The 23,448-nt window shown below is 32.5% G+C and carries 24 protein-coding genes and 2 tRNA genes; 12 read left to right on the forward strand and 14 right to left on the reverse strand.

The window, feature by feature from the left end; all coding sequences use genetic code 11:
• Positions 1 to 52: 52 nt before the first annotated feature.
• Positions 53 to 718, reverse strand: a complete 666-nt coding sequence (locus RT228_RS01100) for an outer membrane beta-barrel protein (RefSeq protein ID WP_006257036.1) — start codon at positions 716 to 718, stop codon at positions 53 to 55.
• Positions 719 to 1,135: 417 nt separating this feature from the next.
• Here RT228_RS01100 and aroQ point away from each other — a divergent pair, with 417 nt between their 5' ends.
• Both aroQ and RT228_RS01110 read left to right on the forward strand, forming a co-directional pair.
• On the forward strand, positions 1,136 to 1,552 hold the full coding sequence (aroQ, locus tag RT228_RS01105) for a type II 3-dehydroquinate dehydratase (RefSeq protein ID WP_006257037.1): 417 nt from the start codon (positions 1,136 to 1,138) through the stop codon (positions 1,550 to 1,552).
• The gene (locus RT228_RS01110) at positions 1,552 to 4,044 is read left to right on the forward strand and encodes a DUF5686 family protein (protein WP_006257038.1); all 2,493 of its coding nucleotides are present in this window, start codon (positions 1,552 to 1,554) and stop codon (positions 4,042 to 4,044) included. Before aroQ ends, RT228_RS01110 begins: the two co-directional genes overlap by 1 nt.
• A 575-nt stretch (positions 4,045 to 4,619) precedes the next feature.
• On the opposite strand, the gene murA is transcribed toward RT228_RS01110, so the two are convergent.
• The 3 genes from murA to RT228_RS01125 form a co-directional block, all read right to left on the reverse strand.
• Positions 4,620 to 5,933 (reverse strand): UDP-N-acetylglucosamine 1-carboxyvinyltransferase, encoded by a 1,314-nt coding sequence (gene murA, locus RT228_RS01115; RefSeq protein WP_006257040.1) that lies wholly within the window; start codon positions 5,931 to 5,933, stop codon positions 4,620 to 4,622.
• Positions 5,933 to 6,640 (reverse strand): DUF4290 domain-containing protein, encoded by a 708-nt coding sequence (locus tag RT228_RS01120; RefSeq protein WP_006257041.1) that lies wholly within the window; start codon positions 6,638 to 6,640, stop codon positions 5,933 to 5,935. Before RT228_RS01120 ends, murA begins: the two co-directional genes overlap by 1 nt.
• A gap of 95 nt (positions 6,641 to 6,735) precedes the next feature.
• Positions 6,736 to 7,020 (reverse strand): DUF493 family protein, encoded by a 285-nt coding sequence (locus tag RT228_RS01125; protein WP_006257042.1) that lies wholly within the window; start codon positions 7,018 to 7,020, stop codon positions 6,736 to 6,738.
• A 119-nt stretch (positions 7,021 to 7,139) separates the two neighbouring features.
• On the opposite strand from RT228_RS01125, the gene RT228_RS01130 reads away from it, so the two are divergent.
• The 5 genes from RT228_RS01130 to RT228_RS01150 all read left to right on the forward strand — a co-directional run bounded on the left by RT228_RS01130 (position 7,140) and on the right by RT228_RS01150 (position 11,741).
• Positions 7,140 to 7,673: an AAA family ATPase gene (locus tag RT228_RS01130; protein ID WP_006257043.1), complete on the forward strand. Its 534-nt coding sequence runs from the start codon at positions 7,140 to 7,142 to the stop codon at positions 7,671 to 7,673.
• 110 nt (positions 7,674 to 7,783) lie between these two features.
• Positions 7,784 to 9,676, forward strand: a complete 1,893-nt coding sequence (locus RT228_RS01135) for an ATP-dependent DNA helicase RecQ (RefSeq protein ID WP_006257044.1) — start codon at positions 7,784 to 7,786, stop codon at positions 9,674 to 9,676.
• Positions 9,673 to 10,617, forward strand: a complete 945-nt coding sequence (fmt, locus tag RT228_RS01140; protein WP_006257045.1) for a methionyl-tRNA formyltransferase — start codon at positions 9,673 to 9,675, stop codon at positions 10,615 to 10,617. Before RT228_RS01135 ends, fmt begins: the two co-directional genes overlap by 4 nt.
• A gap of 166 nt (positions 10,618 to 10,783) precedes the next feature.
• Positions 10,784 to 11,068 carry an HU family DNA-binding protein gene (locus RT228_RS01145; protein ID WP_006257046.1) on the forward strand — a complete coding sequence of 95 codons (285 nt, stop codon included), beginning with the start codon at positions 10,784 to 10,786 and terminating at the stop codon, positions 11,066 to 11,068.
• Between the two features lie 106 nt (positions 11,069 to 11,174).
• Positions 11,175 to 11,741, forward strand: coding sequence for a YqgE/AlgH family protein (locus tag RT228_RS01150; RefSeq protein WP_006257047.1), 567 nt, complete (start codon positions 11,175 to 11,177; stop codon positions 11,739 to 11,741).
• An 18-nt stretch (positions 11,742 to 11,759) separates the two neighbouring features.
• On the opposite strand, the gene RT228_RS01155 is transcribed toward RT228_RS01150, so the two are convergent.
• The gene (locus tag RT228_RS01155; RefSeq protein ID WP_006257048.1) at positions 11,760 to 12,602 is read right to left on the reverse strand and encodes an aminotransferase class IV; all 843 of its coding nucleotides are present in this window, start codon (positions 12,600 to 12,602) and stop codon (positions 11,760 to 11,762) included.
• A 56-nt stretch (positions 12,603 to 12,658) separates the two neighbouring features.
• On the reverse strand, positions 12,659 to 13,045 hold the full coding sequence (locus tag RT228_RS01160) for an START-like domain-containing protein (RefSeq protein WP_006257049.1): 387 nt from the start codon (positions 13,043 to 13,045) through the stop codon (positions 12,659 to 12,661).
• A gap of 145 nt (positions 13,046 to 13,190) precedes the next feature.
• On the opposite strand from RT228_RS01160, the gene RT228_RS01165 reads away from it, so the two are divergent.
• The 5 genes from RT228_RS01165 to RT228_RS01185 all read left to right on the forward strand — a co-directional run bounded on the left by RT228_RS01165 (position 13,191) and on the right by RT228_RS01185 (position 15,707).
• Positions 13,191 to 13,264, forward strand: a tRNA-Met gene (locus RT228_RS01165).
• Between the two features lie 150 nt (positions 13,265 to 13,414).
• Positions 13,415 to 14,041 (forward strand): NAD(P)H-dependent oxidoreductase, encoded by a 627-nt coding sequence (locus RT228_RS01170; RefSeq protein ID WP_006257050.1) that lies wholly within the window; start codon positions 13,415 to 13,417, stop codon positions 14,039 to 14,041.
• A gap of 106 nt (positions 14,042 to 14,147) precedes the next feature.
• Positions 14,148 to 14,220, forward strand: a tRNA-Met gene (locus tag RT228_RS01175).
• Between the two features lie 113 nt (positions 14,221 to 14,333).
• Positions 14,334 to 15,029 (forward strand): hypothetical protein, encoded by a 696-nt coding sequence (locus RT228_RS01180; protein ID WP_006257051.1) that lies wholly within the window; start codon positions 14,334 to 14,336, stop codon positions 15,027 to 15,029.
• A gap of 42 nt (positions 15,030 to 15,071) precedes the next feature.
• Entirely contained in the window at positions 15,072 to 15,707 is a 636-nt protein-coding gene (locus tag RT228_RS01185; RefSeq protein ID WP_006257052.1) for a hypothetical protein, read from the forward strand.
• 42 nt (positions 15,708 to 15,749) lie between these two features.
• On the opposite strand, the gene RT228_RS01190 is transcribed toward RT228_RS01185, so the two are convergent.
• The 8 genes from RT228_RS01190 to RT228_RS01225 form a co-directional block, all read right to left on the reverse strand.
• On the reverse strand, positions 15,750 to 16,400 hold the full coding sequence (locus RT228_RS01190) for a DEAD/DEAH box helicase (protein WP_006257053.1): 651 nt from the start codon (positions 16,398 to 16,400) through the stop codon (positions 15,750 to 15,752).
• 3 nt (positions 16,401 to 16,403) lie between these two features.
• Entirely contained in the window at positions 16,404 to 17,576 is a 1,173-nt protein-coding gene (locus RT228_RS01195) for a sigma-54-dependent transcriptional regulator (RefSeq protein WP_006257054.1), read from the reverse strand.
• 29 nt (positions 17,577 to 17,605) lie between these two features.
• A complete protein-coding gene (locus tag RT228_RS01200; protein WP_006257055.1) occupies positions 17,606 to 18,919 on the reverse strand; it encodes an ABC transporter permease in 1,314 nt (437 codons plus the stop codon).
• Position 18,920: 1 nt separating this feature from the next.
• Entirely contained in the window at positions 18,921 to 19,841 is a 921-nt protein-coding gene (locus RT228_RS01205; RefSeq protein WP_006257056.1) for an ABC transporter ATP-binding protein, read from the reverse strand.
• Positions 19,842 to 20,027: 186 nt separating this feature from the next.
• Complete coding sequence (dnaJ, locus tag RT228_RS01210) at positions 20,028 to 21,152, reverse strand: molecular chaperone DnaJ (protein WP_006257057.1); 1,125 nt, start codon at positions 21,150 to 21,152, stop codon at positions 20,028 to 20,030.
• A gap of 33 nt (positions 21,153 to 21,185) precedes the next feature.
• The gene (locus tag RT228_RS01215; RefSeq protein ID WP_006257058.1) at positions 21,186 to 21,776 is read right to left on the reverse strand and encodes a nucleotide exchange factor GrpE; all 591 of its coding nucleotides are present in this window, start codon (positions 21,774 to 21,776) and stop codon (positions 21,186 to 21,188) included.
• 177 nt (positions 21,777 to 21,953) lie between these two features.
• Positions 21,954 to 22,856 (reverse strand): TIGR01777 family oxidoreductase, encoded by a 903-nt coding sequence (locus RT228_RS01220; RefSeq protein ID WP_006257059.1) that lies wholly within the window; start codon positions 22,854 to 22,856, stop codon positions 21,954 to 21,956.
• Complete coding sequence (locus tag RT228_RS01225; protein ID WP_006257060.1) at positions 22,856 to 23,317, reverse strand: DUF4442 domain-containing protein; 462 nt, start codon at positions 23,315 to 23,317, stop codon at positions 22,856 to 22,858. Before RT228_RS01225 ends, RT228_RS01220 begins: the two co-directional genes overlap by 1 nt.
• Positions 23,318 to 23,448 lie beyond the last annotated feature (131 nt).

Here is a 23,448-nt window from a genome sequence, read left to right on the forward strand (position 1 = left end):
AAAAGAGCCTCTAAAAAGAGGCTCTCTATATTCAAATAAGATTTTATTCTAATTAGAATTTGTAAGTTAAACTAAACTTAGCATTATCAAAGAAGTTATTGAAAATGTTTAAGTTAGATTTAGTATTTGAAACTGTTGCAACTTTTGTTCCAGCTGCCTTAACATTGTAATTCTCGTAAAAGAAGATATCTCCCATATTAAATCCAAGAGCAATTTTCTCAGTTACAAAGTAATTAAATCCAACAGTAACTCCAGTTTTAATACCTGTTGCTTTTACATCAGCAACTCCACCTCTAATTTTTGCCTCATTATATCCAATACCTACTTCAGCAAAAGTTTTAAAACGTCTTCCAACTTCTAAAAAGTAGTAACGTCCAAATGCTCCTGCATATGTTGTATTAACATGGTCTCCTTTTAAATCCTCAATTCCATCAAATCCTTCAAAACTATTTAAACCAAGTTTTCCAAATCCTAATTCAACACCAACAGCGAATTTATCTGATAACATATATCCTACTTTTGGAGTAAAGTTAAATTCTGTTGTTTTGATATCAGATCCACCATTCTTAGGTTTAACTGTTACATCATTAATTTGGAAAGCCCCTTCAACGAATACATTAGATTCTTGGAATCCGAAAGTTGGTTTTTCTGTTTCTTGTGCGTTAGCAGTGAACCCGAAAGCTGCAACTGCAACTAATGAAAGTACTAGTTTTTTCATGTTTTTAAGCTATTTTTAATTAACAATCCAAATGTAGCGACTATCACTAATAGCGATGTAATTTTTAATGATAAAATAACAATTAGATAACATAAAATCTACAAAAATCACACTAAAACACTAATAAACAATATAATATAAAATAAAAAACAATTCATAAATATAAGTTAAAACAACTGTTTTTAACCATAACAAAACAATTATTATTCGATTTTATACTAAAACACCAGCTATATAAAACCATTTTTAACATAATAAACAGCACAAACCACATAAAACAACACTAAACACTATTCTTATAAGTGTGAAATACTATTTATAAAAACACTATATAACACACATAAGAAGCATTAACTTTTTTTTTAAGCAACTGATTAAGTATTAAATAATATATTTGTCAGAAGTAAATTAAACTACATGAAAATATTAATTATAAATGGTCCTAATCTGAATCTTCTAGGAAAAAGAGAACCTGATGTATATGGTCACACCTCTTTTGAAGATTACTTTGAAGTATTAAAGGCTAATTATCCTGAAGTAGAACTCGAGTACTATCAGTCTAATATAGAAGGAGAACTAATTAATAAAATACATGAAGTAGGTTTTAGCTATGATGCTATTATCTTAAATGCAGGAGCGTACACGCATACCTCTATCGCTATAGCTGATGCCATCTCAGGTATAACAGCACCTGTCATCGAAGTACATATCTCTAATACACATAAGAGAGAAGATTTTAGAAAACATTCTTATATATCACCAGTATCACATGGAGTAATATTAGGCTTTGGTCTAAAAAGTTACGACTTAGCTATTGCTTCTTTACAGTTATAATGAAACATTCTTTTTCTAAGTATATTACTTCTATATGCGTTGTGATACTATCTATATACGGTAGTTATGCACAAGACAACACTGTAAATGGTAAAGTCATAGACTTATATGGTAATCCTATAGAGAATGCTACAGTATTTGTAAAAAAAACGGATAAACAGACTATCACTAACCAGAATGGAGAGTTTCAGATAGAAATAATTCCAGGTCAATATATCTATGCTCAAAAAGAGGATTTTACAATTAGAAGGATAGAGTACACTCCAAATAAAACTAATGCACAAAAACTAGAGCTAGTCCTTACTCCTTTAGAAGAAACAGACATCTTTTACGATAATCCACAAGATGAATATGCCATCTTCATTATGGATCTAGCTAGTACGCATAAAAAAACGAATAACTTAGAGAAATATACTCTTGACTATTATTCTAAAGGTAATCTTCAACTTGCATCAGGAAGAGAAACATTCTTAGGGCAAAAAAGAAAAGACCTAGATCCCTCACTTGATATAACAGATGTAAATAACTTTATCTATCTAGGAGAGTTATCTTCTCAACAAACAGTTTTAAATGAAGATTATGGAAAAGAAAAAGTTATCGCCTTCAATGAAATAGGAAAGGCAAAAGATCTTTTCTTCTTAACAGCAACAGATAGTGATATTAATTTATACGATAAAATCGTTTCTAATCAGATTAATGTAATCTCTCCTCTGATGTCCTATGCTAAGACATATTACTATTTTAAATTACTGAAAAAAGACACTGATTCTTTAGGAAATGATATATATACAATAGGTTTTACCCCAAAAAGGGATAGAGAACCTATCATGGAAGGTAAAATAAAAATCACTAGTGATAAATGGCAAATTACAGAACTGTATGCAGCTATGAATGGAGAAAATGTTGGATTAAAGAATGTAAAACAAGTCGTAATAACTCAACAGTATAAGCATAATCCATTACTAAATCTATATCTTAAAGAAAGTCAAAACCTATATTTGAAAGGGAAATTCTTAGTATTTGACTATGTTGGTTCATTTAAAGCGCATTATACAAATTACCAAACAGACAACTCTATTAATAAATCACAATTCAGCAATGAACTAATCCAATATTCTAATAACTTCTTACATCAGCCAGAAAGTTACTGGGAAAAGAATAGACCATATCCTTTATCTAAAAAAGAGATGGCTACTTTCAATGAACAAGAAATAAAAATACAAGAAGCAACAAGGGTAACATTAGATTCTATAGATAATAGAACTAATAACTTCACTCTTTTTAAGTTAGTCAAGGGATATCAACATTTAAACTCTTATAAAAACTCGGCTATTACCTATCGTGGACTTTTATCCACATTCGCATTTAATGCGGTACAAGGATTCAATGTTACTACAGGCTTAGACTATGTAAAAGTAAAAGACGACTACTCTCAAACTAAACTAGGTACAATCGTCAACTATGGTATCTCCGAAAATAAATATAGAGTATCTGGATATGCATCTCATATCTTTAATCAAATAGACTATAATACAATCACTATATCTGGTGGTAGTACGATATTACAGTTTAACCAAGATGATCCTATTAAAACGCCTATTAACTCATTTGCAAGTGCTTATTTTGGTAAAAACTATGCAAAGTATTTTCAGAAAAGTTACCTTCAAATCAAGTATGAACAATATGCTTTTAATAGATTTAAGTTTAGTGGTTTATTAGAGTATGCTCATAGAAGAGCATTAAATAATAGTCTTAACAGCCCACCATTTGCACCACAAAAAGACTTTACTTCTAATAACCCATTAGACCCAACGGATTTTGATAATGCACCATTTAAAGATAATTCTATCTTTAAATTTAACTTAGGGCTAAACATCATCTTTGACCAAAAAATAATCACTTATCCAGATTACAAACAATATTTACCTACTTCTAAATATCCTATTATATCACTTACATTAGATAAGACATTGAATGCTACAACTAGTAATTATAACTATACTTTTGTATCATTTGCAACACAGTACAATGATAATATCGGTAAAATAGGAAACTTATACATAGGGCTAGCTGCAGGAAAATACCTTGAACAAAATGATATCGCCTTCACTGACTATAAACACTTCAATGGAAATAGAACTTTTATAGGATCTACCGCTGTATATAACAAACAATTCAACTTACTACCCTACTATGAATATAGTACAAATAAATCTTATGTTGAGTTTCACCTAGAACACGACTTTAGAGGGTATATCATGAATAAAATTCCTTTATTAAATAAGACCCGATATTCTATCGTAGTAGGATACCATATGCTGAATGTTCCTGATAAAGATGTGTATGGAGAATATAGTATAGGCTTAAATAACTTTGGTTTTGGAAAGTTTAGACCTTTTAGAATAGACTTCTTTAAAACTGTTTCGAATGGACCTTATAAGAATTTTGGTTTTGTATTCGGTATTAAAGTACTTGACTTAATCCAAAAATAATAACGCTGTATTAGTATTTGATATTTAGCAAGAACGACTCTCGTTATTAATGTAGATCCTTACTTTACGAGCTTAGTTTAGTGAATTCTTAGTTGTCTACAATTACACAAAAGATAGAATAACCACAGCTTCAAAAAGCCGAATATTAAAATATCAAAAAACGACATTCATATATAAGTATATTCTTTTTAGTGTGTATTGAGTAGTTAATGAATTTTGCTCTGGTATACTAGCAGATTGCTTGCAGGTTTCTTGCACATTTCTTCGACAAAAACACCTTCTAGGCAGGAAAACCCCTAGAAATCTCCTAGCAAACCTCTAGAAAGTGCAAGCCTTACGCCTTATATCTATTCCTAAATACTAAAATCACAACTCGTATACTAGTTTAAGATAATAATTGCTCTTTCACTTTAACGTATTCATACCTAATGGTATTACTTTTAAATGATACTGTTATAAAGTCTTTTAAATCAATATTAGGATTACAACTAAGAACTATCTATGGAGAGATATACTACAAAAAAGCACAAAAAAAAGAACTAAGCTTGACTTAGTCCTTTTAATATATTCTTATACTATTCTTCTATTCTTTCTATATGAGCTCCTAGAGCACGTAGTCTATCATCTATAGCTTCGTATCCTCTATCTATTTGCTCTATATTCTGAATCTCGCTTACTCCCTTAGCTGATAGAGCAGCTATCAATAAAGATATACCTGCACGAATATCAGGAGAAGACATCTTAGTAGCCTTTAACTGAGACTTAAAGTCATGTCCTATAATAACAGCTCTATGCGGATCACATAAAATAATCTTAGCTCCCATATCAATTAGCTTATCCACAAAGAATAATCTACTCTCAAACATCTTTTGGTGGATTAATACCTCTCCTCTAGCTTGTGTCGCTACTACTAAGATAACACTTAACAAATCAGGTGTTAGTCCTGGCCATGGCGCATCTGCTATAGTAAGTATAGAACCATCTATAAAGTTTTGGATTTCATATCCATCTGTATGAGCTGGAATATAAATATCATCTCCACGCTTCTCTAATGTAATTCCAAGTCTTCTAAAAGTATTCGGTATCACACCTAAATGCTCCCAACCTACGTTCTTAATCGTAATTTCACTCTGTGTCATCGCTGCTAACCCAATCCATGAACCGATCTCTATCATATCTGGTAACATCGTATGCTCACAACCTTTTAGTGCTGTCACTCCTTCTATAGTCAGTAAGTTAGACCCAACACCTTGAATCTTAGCTCCCATAGAGTTCAACATCTTACACAGTTGTTGGATATATGGCTCACAGGCTGCATTATAGATAGTCGTAACTCCTTCTGCTAATACAGAAGCCATTAGTATATTAGCAGTTCCTGTTACAGATGCTTCATCTAACAACATATCAGCACCTACTAACTTCTCTGCTTCTACTCCATAGAAATATTCTTCTCTATTATATCTAAATGTAGCACCTAATTTTATAAATCCATCGAAATGCGTATCTAATCTTCTACGTCCTATCTTATCTCCTCCTGGTTTTGGGATATATCCTTTTCCAAAACGAGCTAATAAAGGCCCAACCATCATAATAGATCCTCTTAAGGCTTTACCATCTGTCTTAAAGTCATCTGAGATAAGATAATCTAAATCTAACTCATCCGCTTGAAATGACATCTTATTAGGACCTAACTTTTCAATTTTAACTCCTAATTTGCCTAATAACTCTATTAATTTATTTATATCAATGATATCCGGTATATTAGAGAGTACAATTTTTTCTGGTGTTAATAAGACAGCACATAAAATCTGCAATGCCTCATTTTTAGCACCCTGAGCATATACCTCCCCTTGTAGTTTAAAACCTCCTTCAATCTTAAATGTACTCATTACTTCTTACCTTTTGAATGATAGTTATTACTTTTATATTTCTTATTGTTATTGTTGTTGTTAGAATTACTCTTCTGATTATTAGAGTGATTCGTTTTGTTAGATTGTTTCTTATTTACCTGCATTAAGTTAGCAGTAGTAGATAATTCTTCTTCTTTTTTAAATAAATTAATCTTTCCATTAGACAGCTCACATAGATGCTCAAAGATCACTTCGTCTTTCACTGTTTCTTTATTCCAACTCAGATAACTCTTCTTCATATGATTAGCGATCACTAATATCAAGGCATCCTTCATCTCACCATCTTCCCAAGCGATAGCCTTATTTATCATATAGGTAATATTATTACCATAAAATCTATATTTAGGGTGATTCTGAGGATAGGCTAATTTACCAGGTTTTGTAAAGATAGTTTCTTGTGTTGCAATAGGAAATGGGCTATCAACATCTAATTTAAACTCAGACATCATGAATAGTTGATCCCATAACTTATGTTGAAAATCAGGTACATCACGCAAGTGCGGATTCATACTCCCCATCACACTAATAGCATACTTAGCGCCATTATTTCGCTCTTCTCTATCTTCGATTTTACAAATATGGTCTATCAAACTATGTAGATGACGCCCATATTCTGGTATTATCAATGGTTTTCTTAAGGAATTATAATCTAAGTGAGTTACTGCTTCTTTGGAATCAAATTTCATATTATCTATACTGTTATATTGGAATAATTACTTATTAAGTTATTTATATATAACTCCTAATCAAGTAATTTATTTAAAAATAGGTAAAAAAAGGATTATAAAGAAACTATTCCTTCAATAGTTGAAACTGCAATGTATTTATCAATGATTTCTTGTGCATTCTTCACTGTAAGTTTTACAGAAACACTTGCAAACTTACCTGTACTAGAGTTCTTAATTTGAATATCTGCATTACAACCATCAAAAGCTTCTTCTACTCTGGCAATTTTCTCAGGTTCACCTGGCACTATAAATTTATAAAGGTAAGGTCTTGGCCACATTTTATCGTCTTCTAATTGCTCTTTTAATCTTTTATAAAATTCTATTGTCTTATCGTCCATATCGTTTTTATTAGGCAAATATAATCAAATTAACCACTATAATTTTCAAAAGATGTAGTTAAAACTCTTTTGCAGACCACATTTTATTGTACTTTTGCACCTTTGATATTTACAGCAAAATGGACACAAAAATAATCTTAATCATAGGAGGACCCGGTTCTGGTAAAACTACGTTGATTAACGAACTTACTAACAAAGGATATGTTTGCTATCCAGAAATATCTCGTGCGGTAACGAAAAAAGCCCAAGAAAAAGGTATTGATCAATTGTTCTTAACAGAACCTCTATTATTCAGCCAATTACTTTTAGAAGGAAGAATCGAGCAACATAAAGATGCTGTTAAAGAATCAGCGAATATTGTTTTTATAGATAGAGGAATTCCTGATGTACTAGCTTATATGCATTACACAGGAGACAAATACCCTGAGAGTTTTGATATAGCATGTAAACAACATCTTTATCACCAAATATTCTTATTACCACCTTGGGAATCAATTTATCAAAGTGATGAACAACGTTATGAGAATTTTGAACAGGCAAGTCAAATACACGAACATCTTATCTCAACATATAAAAACTATGGTTACGATCTAATCGAAGTTCCAAGAGACACAGTTGAGAATAGAATTGATTTTATATTAAGCAGAATTTAAGAAATCATCATATTTGAGTTAAAAGGGTTATAGTATTCAAACTATAACCCTTTTATTTACAACAAATTTTGTAAATTCGTTATCATATTTTCATATATTTCTGTTAGCACATGACCACACCAATTGAAATTCTTCAAAAGTACTGGAACTACGACAGTTTTCGAGAGCCACAGAAAGACATTATAGATTCTGTCCTAGCAAAGAATGATACTTTTGCTTTACTTCCTACAGGTGGAGGAAAAAGTATCTGCTTTCAGATTCCTACACTTCTATTACCAGGCACATGTTTAGTAGTTTCCCCCTTGATCGCTCTAATAGAAGACCAAGTCAACAATCTTAACAAACTTAATATAAAGGCTACTTCTATTATAGGAGGTACGCCAATGCATGAGATAGATGCCATATTTGACAATTGCCTATATGGAAACTATAAATTTCTATATATATCACCTGAGCGATTAAAACAGACTTGGATTCTTGAACGAATAGAAAAGCTTAAAATCAGTATTATAGCCATTGATGAAGCCCATTGTATCTCTCAATGGGGACATGACTTTAGACCTGCTTATCTAGAATTAGGAAAATTACGTGATGTTTTCCCTGAAGTACCTATTATTGCACTGACAGCATCTGCTAATAAAAAAGTAATAGAAGACATCTGCACAAATCTTAAACTTAATTCTCCAAAGCTATTCACAAAAAGCTTTTTGAGAGAGAATCTAATATACGGTGTATATAAGGTAGAGAACCAATTAAACATGGTTCTACGCATATTACAAAAAAATCCTGCACCAACAATCATCTATGTTCGCAATAGAAAAGAAGCTTATTTCTTCTCTAACCAATTAAATCAAATGAATTATAAAGCTACTTTTTTTCATGGGGGCTTATCTATCATTGAAAAAAAGAAAAGAATGCAAGATTGGATAGAAGAAAAAACACCTATTATGGTAGCGACTAATGCTTTCGGAATGGGGATTGACAAAAAAAATGTAAAGAATGTAATCCATATACAGATACCCGAAAACATAGAGAACTATTACCAAGAAGCCGGAAGAGCAGGACGAGATGGTAATAAAGCATTTGCTACTATGCTAGTCACTCCACAAGAAATCAAGCAAAACAGTGAAATGTTTGAAACGAATCTCTTTGACAAAGAGTTTCTTAAACGCATCTATCGAAAACTCAATAACTTTCTAAGTATTGCTTATGGAGAGGGATACAACTGTACTTACAGTTTAAATTTCAATAAATTCTGTAGTCATAATAACTTTCCACATAGGAGAGCTTATAACGCACTACAATTCTTAGATAGACAAGGTATCATTCGACTATTAGAAAACAGTAAAAATAAAACTAAACTGCTCTTTACTGCTCCTAGTAGTGAAATACTAGACATAACGTATGACAATGAAAGTTACGAGAACATCATTCACTTCATACTACGTACTTACACAGGAATACACGAGTACGAACAAGATTTAGATTTACACCTAATAGAACAACATACTGGCGAAAGTCAAGAGAGCATTATCGCTTGTTTAAAGGATTGTCATGACCAAAACTTATGCAACTACATTCCTGAAGAAAACGATCTTACAGTGATATTCAATGAGGCTTGGGAAGAAGACAGAGTACTATACCGTACATTTCCATATCTTAAACAACAGAACGAACAAAAGATAAATCAATATAAATCTCTCTTATTTTATATTGAAAATGAAGATATTTGTAAGAACAAAATACTGCTAAAGTATTTTGATGAAAACAAAACAACTGATTGTGGTACTTGTTCTACATGTATATCTAATAAAAAGAAACATAAAACTAGTAGTGTTATTATTGACAATATATTTAAAATTCTATTACATACACCTAGCACTATTCAACAATTAGAAGTAGAGCATGGTATAGATAAAGAGGATATAATATATTCACTACAAGTACTACAAGAACAAAATAAAATAAAAATAAACCTAGAAAATCAATATTTAGTAATATGAAAGACTTGCGTATCGTATTCATGGGAACTCCAGACTTTGCTGTCGGGATTCTAGATGCTATATATACAAATAACTATAACGTAGTAGCTGTAATTACTGCTCCTGACAGACCAGCTGGTAGAGGACAGAAGATTAAGTACTCAGCTGTTAAAGAATATGCTTTAGAAAAAAATTTACCAATACTACAACCAACAAACTTAAAAGACGAACAGTTCTTAGAAGAATTAAAAAGTTATAATGCTAACCTTAATGTAGTGGTTGCTTTCAGAATGCTTCCTGAAGTAGTATGGAAAATGCCAGAACTAGGAACCTTTAATTTACATGCTTCCCTTTTACCAGATTATAGAGGAGCGGCTCCTATCAATTGGGCTATTATCAATGGAGAAACAACAACCGGAGTATCTACATTCTTTATAGACGAAAAAATAGATACGGGAGCTATCATTCTTAAAAAGGAATTAAATATTGGAGCTAATGAGAATGCTGGTGAACTACATGACAGACTGATGGTCTTAGGAGCTTCTACTGTATTAGAAACGCTTGAATTGATCAAAGAAAGTAATGTTACTACAACTGCTCAACCAAAAGAAGAAACCAAAACAGCTTATAAATTAAATAAGGACAATACTAAAATTGACTTCACACAAACAGGTCAGCAAATACACAATCTTATTAGAGGGCTTAGTCCATACCCTACAGCATGGTGTTTCTTTCAAGATAAAAGTAATGAATGGACAGTTAAAATATACGAAGCTAATTATGAGGAAGATAGTCACAACTACCCTATTGGTAAAGTAGTTTCTAGCAAAAAAGAGCTTAAAATTGCTGTCGAAAAAGGTTTTATCAATATTTTAAGACTTCAATTCCCAGGTAAAAAACCTATGAAAGCCAATGAATTACTCAATGGAGTTACTTTTACCGAAGACTTAATAGCTCTATAAAGCTCTAAAAATCAACATTTAATGAATTTATAGTTTATTTTAGCTTTTAAATCACTTTGATTTATCAAATTTTTATTTTTTTTTATGCAAAAGACTTGCTTTATTACAGAATTACCCTAAATTTGTATAAGGACGTTAATAAAGTTAACCTTTAAAAAAAATTATTATGAACAAAACTGAATTAATTGATGCAATTGCTAAAGATGCAGAGATCAGCAAAGTGGCTGCTAAAAAAGCATTAGAATCATTCTTATCAAATGTTGAAACTACTTTAGGTAAAGGTGGAAAAATTTCTTTAGTTGGTTTTGGATCTTGGTCAGTATCTGAAAGAGCTGCTAGAGAAGGAAGAAACCCTCAAACTGGGAAAACAATCAAAATTGCTGCTAAAAATGTAGTAAAATTTAAAGCTGGTTCTGAATTAGAAAACGCTGTAAACAAGAAGAAAAAATAATATTAATAGTAATATTAACACTTTTTCGAAAATATAAAGCCTCACTTATTTTAGTGGGGTTTTTTTATTATATTAGAAGATGAAATCTATCTGATAGTTTATATATATGATTCATTCACTTTCCATACAAAGAGGAGATCAGTTAATCTCATTGCCTAGTGCCCTTAACGCAGATCTTATTTTCTCAAGATCAGTCATTCTATTAACAGAACACAGTCAGGATGGCTCTGTTGGCTTTATTCTGAATAAACCATTAGATCTAACCTTATCAGATCTTTTACCGAATACGGAAGCCTCATTTACTATTTATGACGGAGGTCCTGTTCAAAAAAACAGAATATTCTATATCCATACTAGACCAGAGCTAATTCCTGATAGTATTCATATTGTAGATGATTTATATTGGGGAGTAGATTTTGAAGAATTGAATAACATTCTATCCCTAGGAATACTTAACAAGAATGATATTCGCTTTTTTCTAGGATATTCAGGTTGGGACTGCGACCAATTAAAAAATGAGATTCAAGACAACTTTTGGATAGCTTCTAATAAATTAGATACCAAGAATATTTTTTCCCAATCTCCGACAGAACTATGGAAAAGTTCGTTATCTAAATTGGGAAACAAATACTCTCTATGGTTAAATGCACCTGAAAACCCTAACTTTAATTAGGGAATACAGATAACATACTTACATCAATCTAATTTTAGCATTTAATTTATTTACCAAATCAGCAGCTAAAACGTTGCCATATTCTTTCTTACGGTACTTAGTCACAGGTTGAATTCCCATAATGACATTCGTAATAAATAATTCATCGGCCTTCTGTAATTCAAATGGTGAAATGACTGCTTCTTCAAATTTATATTCAGGATGTTTTTGTAGTAACTCGATTACTTGTTTTCGCATAATCCCTTTCACACATCCATCAGATAATGGAGGGGTTTTTACCACATTATCTTTAACGATAAAAATATTACCATTTAAAGCCTCTACAATGTTTTTAGTATCATTCAACAATAAACAGTTCTGATAATCATTCTCTTCAGCAAAAATACTTCCTGTTACATTGATTAACCTATTATTTGTTTTTAAAGTTGACAACAAATGAGAAGTTATATAAAAATCTTTATATAGTTCTATCTCGTAGTTCATAGTATTTAAACTATAAACTCCATTATTTAAAACCTCAGCCGAAACGATATAACCTATTTTTCGACTAGTTGGTAAATACTTACCTTCAGCATCTCTATATACTGTAAAACGCACTCTAAATGCATTTACAACTGATTCAAGACTATTGATTGCTTTAAGTATTTCTTCCTGAAAATACTCCATTGTAAACTCCATAGGTATCTCCATACGCAGAATGCGCATAGAAGACATTAATCTAAAGTAGTGGTCTTCTAAGAATAAAACCTTTTTATCTAAAACTCTAACTGTTTCAAAAACAGCATCTCCATATAAAAAGCCTCTATTATGCTCTACAGATACATCACTATTAGAAACAATTTTGCCGTTAACATTAATCATATATTTCTTTTCTTCTGATTACTATTAACGGCAAATATAAGTTATATTTTATGGAATTATGCAGAACCTAATACTTGTTTTAAGTCCATGATTTGATTTTCCCATAATTGTTTTGATTCATTGATTTCATCTGGCTCAGCGAAATCTGTAACGATAATAGTTACATCTTTTGTCAATTCATCTTTATTGATTTTTAACTCAAAGAAATAGTCAGTTTCTTTATCGTTTTCATCTAGCCATCTATATCGAACTCTCTCATCAGCTTTACGAGTAACAACACGAGCTTTCTCTTCTGAATCTCCCCAAATAAAAGAATAGATCTCTCCACGTGAATTTACATTATCAGCGAACCACTCGCTTAGCCCTGAGGGATCCGAAATATACTGATACAATAATTGCGGAGATGAATTAATTGAGAATTCTAGTTCGTATTTTTCTTTCATAGCCTTTTATCAAATTTTATAATTTTTTCGAATATAATCATATTTTGTAAATAAAAAAATATTTTTTTTCTCATCCTCTATTTGCATTATAAAGTTTTTGTTCTATATTTGCACCCGCATTACAGAAGTAACGCAGCCCAACAATGGCGAGGTAGCTCAGTCGGTTAGAGCGCAGGATTCATAACCCTGAGGTCACGGGTTCAACTCCCGTCTTCGCTACAAGGTAAAAGGACATCTTAAATAAGATGTCCTTTTTTTATTTATATTCTCTCCTGTATTATAAATACTACCGAACTATCATAGAAATATACCTACTTCTATAGAAAGTCACGAACTAAGTTTGTCATCTCAAAAAATCATTAATACAATATGACAAAAAAAATATTAGTAATCAATGGGCATCCTGATCCAGAAAGTTATAATCAAGCACTTGCTACAGCTTATATAGAAGCACTTAAAGAAACTCCTCACACAGAAGTAAAATATTTAGCACTACATTCATTAGATTTCAACCCTAATCTTGAATATGGATATAGAAAACGTACAGAACTAGAGCCTGATTTAATAAAAGCCTTAGATGATATTAAATGGAGTAACCATATGGTATGGATACATCCTCTATGGTGGGTGGGGCTACCTGCTCTGATGAAAGGCTTTTTTGATAGAGCCTTCTTGCCTGGCATCACGTTTAACCATATCTCTACTACAGAAACAATAGGCCTTTTAAAAGGCAGAACAGCTAGAATAATAACAACAGGTGGTGACCTTAGTCAAGAAATCTACACAACAGTTTTTAATGATAGTGGTCTACTTCAACTCAAAACAGGTATTTTAGAATACTGTGGTGTGGAAGTAACAGATACAACTTTCATCGGGTTAATGAATAATTCATCATTAGAAGATCGTCAAAACTGGCTAGAGGAAGTCCAACACTACGCAATAATAGACTCTAAACCTCATAATGTCGATATACACACAAAAACCTTATCAAAATAACAACCTTAAAAACAACGCATTAACCCATAAACTAAAATATTTTTAAAAATAAAAGCTTCTATCCCTTGCATGGTTACTATTTAGTAGTATATTTGCACCACAATATCGCGGGATAGAGCAGTAGGCAGCTCGTCGGGCTCATAACCCGAAGGTCACAGGTTCGAGTCCTGTTCCCGCTACTACCAAGGAGACTTAAATAAGTCTCCTTTTTTTATGCCTATTTTTTTACTTCCTCTTATCTAAATCAGCTTCTCAATAATTTTATATTTTTACACTTTAATAAAAGATAAAGATGAAATATACTTCAGATACTTTCCCTGAATTAACTACTCTTACGAATCCTAAATTAACTTTATTGGTTCGCGTTGTATTTCTACTTTTTACGACATTTTTATTAGTGTTATTATATCTCATCCCTTTGGCTTTAATAAACGACTATACAGGCAGTACGGAGATTTACATACTTATAGGCATATATGCTTTAATACTCACTTATGGAATATATAAGTTCAGTAAAGACTACAAAAAGAAAAGTACTAATGCCATACATAAAATTGTAGTCAATAAACTAGGAATACAATATCACAAACTCAATGGAGAAATAGAACACTTATCATATAAAGACCTCAACAAGTCTAAACAACTTTATACTAAAGATATTTTCACAAAAACAATAGGAGTTAATATAAGCAGTAAAACTTTGTTAAAAGTATTTTACAATCAGCAGGAACGTACTATATCTTTTCAGAACACCGATATTTTTTACACATACCTTTCTACTAATTCTAGAGAACTTAGACAGCACTTCTTACAAGGAGTTACATTATACAGACCAGACTTAAAAATAGCTGATAGTGTATATAATGATTTTTTTATCAATCCTAACACCTTTGAATTTGATAAAAAAGGGTACAAAAAAACAATGATTATCGCACTTATTATATCTCTAGTGATATTAGCTATTGTCTTTTTATCAATCAATGCTTAAAACTGTATATTAACCATAATTCAACAGAATCCATATTACAATATGAACAAAACTCTATTAATATTGGCATTTCTTTGTATTAACTTACATTCGATTGCTCAAATAAACCAAAGATTAAAACCTAAAGACCAAAAATTTAAAGATATAATTGAGGAGTTAGGCAATCCGCTTGAAGGAACACCTAAAATGATAATTCATTACATGGGAGACAAAACGGGTAGCTATATATGGTATTTTAACCAACGAAAAGCCATTAAGCCTAGCTATTTTTCAGGCAAACCTACAGATATATTATCTGGCATCTATATAGAAGACCATGGAGGGATAGTCGAAAAAATCACCTTTAAAGATTATGCCGAAGGATTAGCACAACCTGATTTTCTATATGATTACTGCTTCGTAAAGGATGCAGATAAAGATGGTAAACCTGAGTTTTATCTGACCTACATAATGGATTCTGATGGCTTAGACGCTAAACCTTTAAAGGTGATTGTCTATAATTCTAAACCTAAATCATATGATTTATATAAATCTAAAATCACAGCTTACTTTCCAGAGCAAGAAAGCGATAAATACTACACAGAAGAAGATACTAATTTTAAGCAATTACCTCCAGCTATTAAAAAGCAAGCATTAGATATATTAGCTAAAATTGAACAACAGAGGGAACAAGATTAAATCTAAAAAAAAGGCAATCATTTCTGATTGCCTTTTGTATTATTATTCATTATCCTCTTCTTCCTCGTCATCATCGTAAAAGTCAAACCACTCCGCATCTTCACTAAGAGACTTATCAGCGAACATATCTAATTGTTCAACAAACTCAGTAGCTAAATAAAGGCGTTGTGTTTTCCCAATACTTTCTGATAAACGGTGTAAACGCGGTTCTAAGCGATTTCTAAGCTGAATATCTATATCATCTATAATATACATCTTCAACTGATTTACGTCAAACCCAGCGCTTGCAAACATCTCATTCAATCGATTAGCAGTACCTATCAAGATATCATTTCCTAATGAAAGTAGATTCTTATCTTCATCTAAATCTGTATAATCATGTACTCCATAGATTCTAAGGTCTGTATATCTACTATACGCTTCGAAGACTTCCATTAATCTCTCTACCTCAAACTTATCTTTAACAACAATCAATACTCTTGTAGCGATTTCGCCTTCTACAGGTCTTTCAGTACGCTGTAGAGCTGCGATGATCATAGCTGTTGTTTTCCCCTGCTCTTTAGGTCCAAAAATAACTACATCTCTTCCACTTTTAATTGTTCCAAAAGTTTTCTTTTGAAGAGTTGTTGGTTCTAAAAGACCATTCTTACTTAAGTTCTCTTGTAAAGTACTATTTATCTTTTTTAATTTCATATTCTATTTATTTGCAAACATCTCGACATCTTGCTTCGAAACTTCCTTGCCTCCTAATATTATTAATCTTTCTATTACGTTTCTTAACTCACGGATATTACCAGTCCAATCATATTGTTGTAATAACTCGATAGCTTCACTACTAAATGCTTTTGGAGCTGTTCCTTGCTCTTTTGCTATTTGACTGACAAAATGCTCTGTCAGTAAAGGAATATCATCTCTACGGTCGTTTAATGCAGGCACTTTAATTAAAATAACTGCTAAGCGATGGTATAAATCTTCTCTGAAGCGACCTTCAGCTATTTCTTTTCTAAGATCTTTATTCGTAGCCGCAATAACACGTACATCTACTTTCAAATCTTTTTCAGCCCCCACACGTGTGATCACATTCTCTTGTAATGCTCGAAGTACCTTTGCTTGAGCAGACAGACTCATATCCCCTATTTCATCTAGAAATATAGTTCCGTGATTAGCTTGTTCAAACTTACCTGGTCTATCTTTTACAGCAGAAGTAAAAGCTCCTTTTACATGACCGAACAATTCACTCTCTATCAATTCTGAAGGTATAGCTGCACAATTCACCTCTACCAACATATTTTGAGCGCGGTTGCTTTGCAAATGTATCTGATGAGCCACTAATTCTTTTCCAGTACCATTAGGTCCGGTTATCAATACTCTTGCTTCTGTAGGAGCTACTTTTTCGATAATATCTTTTATTTGACTGATAGGTTCACTATTTCCTATCATCTCGTATTTCTTCCCTACCTTTTTCTTTAAGATTGTATTCTCTACTACTAGCTTACTAGTATCTAAAGCATTTCTAACTGTAGTTAATAACCTATTTAGATCAGGTGGTTTTGAGATATAGTCAAAAGCACCTAGACGCATTGTGTTTACAGCGGTCTCTAAATCTCCATGCCCAGATATCATTACGAATACTGTATCTGGCTTTATCTTTTTAGCTGCCACTAACAGTTCTTCACCGTCCATTTTAGGCATCTTGATATCCGAGATTACTAAATCATAATCTTCACCTGTTATCTTTTGCAATGCCTCTTCTCCATTTTCTGCAGCATCCACTACATAATCCGAAGATTCTTCTTCTAAAATCTTTACTAACACTCTACGAATAGCAGCTTCATCTTCTACTATTAATATTTTAGATGTCTTTCCCATATATTATAATTCAAAAGCAATTTATAACACTAGTATTTAAGCCACTTATAAAGCTCTTTCCATGAAGGTCTCTTTCCGTACATTAACACTCCAATACGATATATCTTAGCCGCTATCCATACTACTAGTATAAAGGTAAGAAATAGAATAATAATTGACACTATAACTTCCCATAAAGGTACACCGAAAGGTATTCTCATCAACATAACAATAGGCGATGTAAATGGAATCATAGAAAACACAGTAGCTACTGTCCCATGAGGGTCCTTCATTACAGTAAAGAAACCAATATACACACCTAACATTAAAGGCAATAAAATAGGTAATAAAAACTGTTGCGTATCTGTTTCGTTATCTACAGCAGCTCCTATAGCTGCATATAATGAACTATATAAAAAATAACCTCCGATAAAGAAAATGATGAAATAGATAAACAGAGAAATCAAAGGCAAACTTAATATCTCACTCACATAGTTCTGTACATCGAACATTATTTCATTCGAAATCATCCCATTAGCAGCTTGCATAGCTTCAGCACTTCCTGCTCCAGGCATAGCATTGATGCCTAATATACTACTTGCTACACCTAATAAAATGGCTCCTACTACTCCCCAGATAAGGAATTGTAGCAACCCAGCCATAGATGTTCCTACTATTTTTCCCATCATCAACTGAAAAGGTTTTACAGATGAGATGATAATTTCTATAATACGATTTGTCTTTTCTTCTATCACAGAGCGCATCACCATATTTCCATAGATAATAATAAACATCATGATAAAGTATCCAAATAATCCACCGATAATAATCTTAATTTCATTAAGACCTTTTACAGTAGCTTCTCCATCTGCTTTCACTAGCTTTAAGTTTACATCAGCTTTAGCTTTATCTATCACAGAAATATCGATTCCACTTTGTTCTAAATTAACATGTGTTATCTTATCTCCTAACAATAACTCTACTTTGCTAACAAAACTTAAGCTAGGACTTTCATTAGAAATATAAGTTACACTCTCTTGATAATCTCCAATATTATCAGACTTTGGAACATACACTATCCCTTCGTATTTTTCCTCTTTCACTCCCTCTTTAAGAATATCTAAATCAACTGCTGATAAATCTTGATATTCAAAAGCTTCATTACTTTCAAACTGAGTTACAAATAATCCACTCTCATCGTGAATAGCTACTTTCTTTACCTCTCCTTTCATACTGCTCAGATAAGCAATAAACACAGTTAGTAAAACAAAAAATATAGGACTAACGAAAGTCATTACGATAAAGGACTTATTGCGCACTTTAGCAATGAACTCTCTTTTTATTATTAATGGTAGTATATTCATATTACTTACTTACAGATTGAATAAAAATATCGTTTACAGTTGGTAATTTTTCTACGAAGTGAGTTACCTGTCCATTCACTGACAATATATTTAATAACTCATTAGGCATTTTTGTACCTAAGTCCACTTCTAACTGTACTTCGTTATTCAGTGATTTAAAACGAGTACTCTCAAACTTAAACTTATCACTCAATTCTAAAAACAAACGCTCGATATTATCACTTAATACCCCTACTTGATATAAGTTAGTTCTGTGTTCTCTTTTCACATCTACTAACTTACCTTCTATTAGTTTATTGGATTTATTAATCAATGCAATATAGTCACACATCTCTTCCACACTTTCCATACGGTGAGTAGAGAATATGATAGTAGTACCTTTTTCTTTTAACTCTAGGATTTCATCTTTTATGATATTTGCATTAACTGGGTCAAATCCCGAAAATGGCTCATCTAAAATTAAAAGTTTAGGCTCGTGTAACACAGTTACTACAAATTGTATCTTCTGAGCCATCCCTTTTGACAGCTCTTGAATCTTTTTATTCCACCATCCCTTGATATCAAGTTTATCAAACCAATAATCTAATTGACGTTTAGCTTCAGCTTTAGACAATCCTTTTAGTTGAGCCAAGTACATAGCCTGCTCTCCTACTTTCATCGTTTTATACAGACCTCTTTCTTCAGGCATATAGCCTATATCTTGAATATGTCTTGGACTTAGAGGTTCTCCATCTAGTAAGATTTGTCCTGAGTCGGGATAAGTGATTTGATTTATTATACGGATTAAAGAAGTTTTACCTGCACCATTAGGTCCTAAAAGACCATAGATTGTACCCTTAGGTACAGTGAGAGATACTTTATTTAATGCTGTTTTATCAGAATATGTCTTTACCACATCCTTTACTTCTAATATAGATTGCATCGGTGAATTCAATTAATTTCTGTAAAAATAAGTAAATATTTGAAAACGGGAGAATGAGGACAGTTATTTTCGGTAGGGCATAAAAAAACCCAACCTTATTTGGATAAATAAGGTTGGGAAAAATTGCTATGAAAAAGAAAATCCACTGTTTAATAAGTGTCCTACAAATGTATAACTTATTTTCAATCAAGAAAACATTTCTTTCACTTTTTCAAAAAAAGATTTGTCATTTTTAGTCGGACTTGGCTTAAAGTTTTGATCCTCAAGCATTTGTTCAAAGAATTCTTTTTGCTCTTTGTTCAACTTTTTAGGTGTCCATACGTTAATATGTACTAACAAATCACCATTTCCGTAACTATTTAAGCTTGGTAACCCCTTACCTTTTAGGCGTAAAATCTTACCAGACTGAATTCCTTCTTCTAATTTGATACGTACACGTCCTGTTACCGAATCAATTTCTTTACTTCCTCCAAGAGCTGCTTCTGCAAAACTTATGTATAAATCATAATGAAGATTATCTCCTTCACGTTGTAATGTATCGTGTTCTAATTCTTCTATTACTACTAATAAGTCTCCTGGTATACTATTCTTTCCTGGAGCTTCATTTCCTTTTCCAGATACCTTCAGTTGCATACCATCTGCTACACCTGCAGGTATTTTGATTGATACAGTCTCATCGCTTACGATCATACCGTCATTATCCGCTCCAGCAGGTTTGTGATCCATTACTTGACCACTTCCTTGACAGCTATTACAAGGAGAAGCTGTTTGCATACGTCCAAACACAGTATTAGCTACTCGCATTACCTGTCCTGTACCATTACAGGTAGGACACGTTTTATAAGTAACCCCGTCTGCTTGAACTTTGCGTTTTACTTTTATTTTTTTCTCTACTCCATTAGCGATATCTTCTAAAGTCAACTTCACTTTTATACGTAAGCTAGTTCCTTTCACTCTGCGCTGACCTCCGCCACCTCCGCCGAAGCCACCAAAGCCTCCGCCTCCGAATGCACTACCAAAGATGTCTCCAAACTGACTGAATATATCATCCATATTCATGTGACCACCTCCGCCGAAGCCACCTCCGCCTTCGAATGCAGCATGTCCATATTGATCATATCTTGCTTTCTTATCTGCATCACTTAATACTTCATAAGCCTCAGCTGCTTCTTTGAACTTCTCTTCTGCTTCTTTATCTCCAGGATTCTTATCAGGGTGAAACTCAATTGCTTTCTTACGGTATGCTTTCTTTATAGCTGCAGCATCTGCACCTTTATCAATACCTAATATTTCGTAATAATCTTTTTTCATCTTTACTGTCTTTTACTTCCTATTTTAGAAAGATTACTGTCCTATAACTACTTTAGGGAAACGAATAACCTTCTCTCCTAGTTTATATCCTCTTTCTATAACGTCTACCACTTTACCTTTCATCTCATCTCCTGCAGGAATTTGTGTCACAGCTTCTGACAAATCGGCATTAAAGTCATCTCCTGCCTTTATCTCTACCTCTACTAACCCTTTGCTATATAATGTATCTGTAAACTTAGTAGCAATTAACTTAATCCCTGTAAGATGATCACTCTCTCCATGTTTTTCTAATTCTATAATAGCTCGGTTAAAATCATCTAACACAGGCAATAAAGATAACATCACACCTTCACTAGCAGTACTTAAAAGCTCTAAACGCTCTTTAGCAGTACGCTTTCTAAAGTTCTCAAATTCAGCAAACAAACGTAAGTTTTTATCTTTTTCACTTGCTAATTGTTCAGCAAGTAATTCTTCTGCACTCTTCACTTCTTGCTCTACGTTCTCTTGCGTTTCAGCAGTATCTTGTACTACTTCTTGTTGAATTTCTTCTTGTTCCTTATTTATATCTTTATTTTCAGTACTCATGATTGTGTATTTATTATTCTTATTAACTGCTAACTTCATAGCAAATCCTTTGCCAACTTAGTCAATCTGTCATTATGACATTTTCATTATTAAGCTATATTCGTGCTAATTACCTCACTTATTCACTCAAAATAGCGATTTATATCACACTCCATAAAAAAAGGAAACTCTAGCATCCTAAAGTTTCCTTCTATCGTTATCTATTGTACCTCTTCTTTATCCTTTAAAAAAGTCCTTTAAAGCCGTTTTTAACGTCTTAAATTTAAAATCAAATCCTGAACTAATAATCTTTTCACTACTTACTTTTTGTCCTTCCGTTACTAAGATTGCTTTTTCTCCTAGAGCTACTCGAATAACACTTTCTGGTATAGCAGGTAGCCAAATAGGCTTCCCCATTGCTTCGCCTAAGCTATTTGTAAACGCTCTATTCGTCAAAGGTTCTGGAGCTACACCATTATAAATTCCCTCTAACCCACGTTCTAAGACATAGACAAACAAGTTTACTAAATCATCAATGTGAATCCAAGAATAATACTGCTTACCTGTACCAATAGGTGCTCCTAACCATAATCTAACAGGTTTTATCATCGTAGCTAATGCACATTCGTGCAAATCTAATACTAAACCTATACGTACAAGGCTCACCTTAAGTCCCAATTCTCTAAAAGCTAAATTACCTCTTTCCCATTGTTCTACTACATTTCCTAAGAAGTTAGTAGCTTTTTGATAATGTTCTTCATCTTGAACCTCAGCTATATTGCTATAAATACCGATAGCAGATGCCCCAATAATATGTTTTATCTGGTGCGTATTTTCTTTAAGTACTTGATACAGAAAAGCAGTTGGTATAATACGACTATCCAATATTAACTTCTTACCAGCCTTAGACCAAGAATCGGCTATACTAGACCCCGCAAGATGAATAATAGCTTCTACTCCTTCTAAACAAGCGATATTGATTTCTCCCTTATAAGGATCCCAAACAAATCCTTTTGCACCCTTTACCTCATTCTTCCCTAAAGAGCGTGTAAGGTAATGTACTTCATGACCTTGATTGATTAGAGATTGAGTTACTCTACTCCCGATAAAACCAGTAGCACCTGTTATCAGTACCTTCATTATTTTTTACTTCTTATTTTTAATGTCCATTCAAAGTTCATAACAGACACCTGATCACCATCCGCATTTCTTCCAATGCTCTTCATCCATACAGTCACTCCCTCACCAGTATCTATTGTTTTCTTTATTGCTTCATCTAATAAGGCTCCATCTACACATTCAAAAAAGATGCGCCCTGTTGCCTTCTTGGTAAAACTACTATTATTATTGGCTACTAGCATAGATATTTTCTCTCCACTCTCTGCAATCTTACGCATAACTAATGCTCCTGTAGATAATTCTGCTGCCATAGCTTGTACAGCAAAGTACATAGAATTAAATGGATTCTGATTTTTCCAACCATGCTTAACAGTCGTAACTGCCCTTACATCAGATATTTCTTTCATACGCACACCTGTCCAATAAGCAGATGGCAATTTAAAAAACAAAAACTTATTAATATTCGATACGTTAAACTTCATAAAACTTAGATTTTTACTAAATATACAAAAAATGTTTATCCCTAACATAAATTTAACAAAAGTTAATTCTGTGTTAAAAAACAGTACTATGTAATACAAAGTACCTTCCTTTAGATATATCTTTGCTATAG

This window comes from Myroides sp. (assembly GCF_032073645.1).
Classification (GTDB): domain Bacteria; phylum Bacteroidota; class Bacteroidia; order Flavobacteriales; family Flavobacteriaceae; genus Flavobacterium; species Flavobacterium odoratimimum.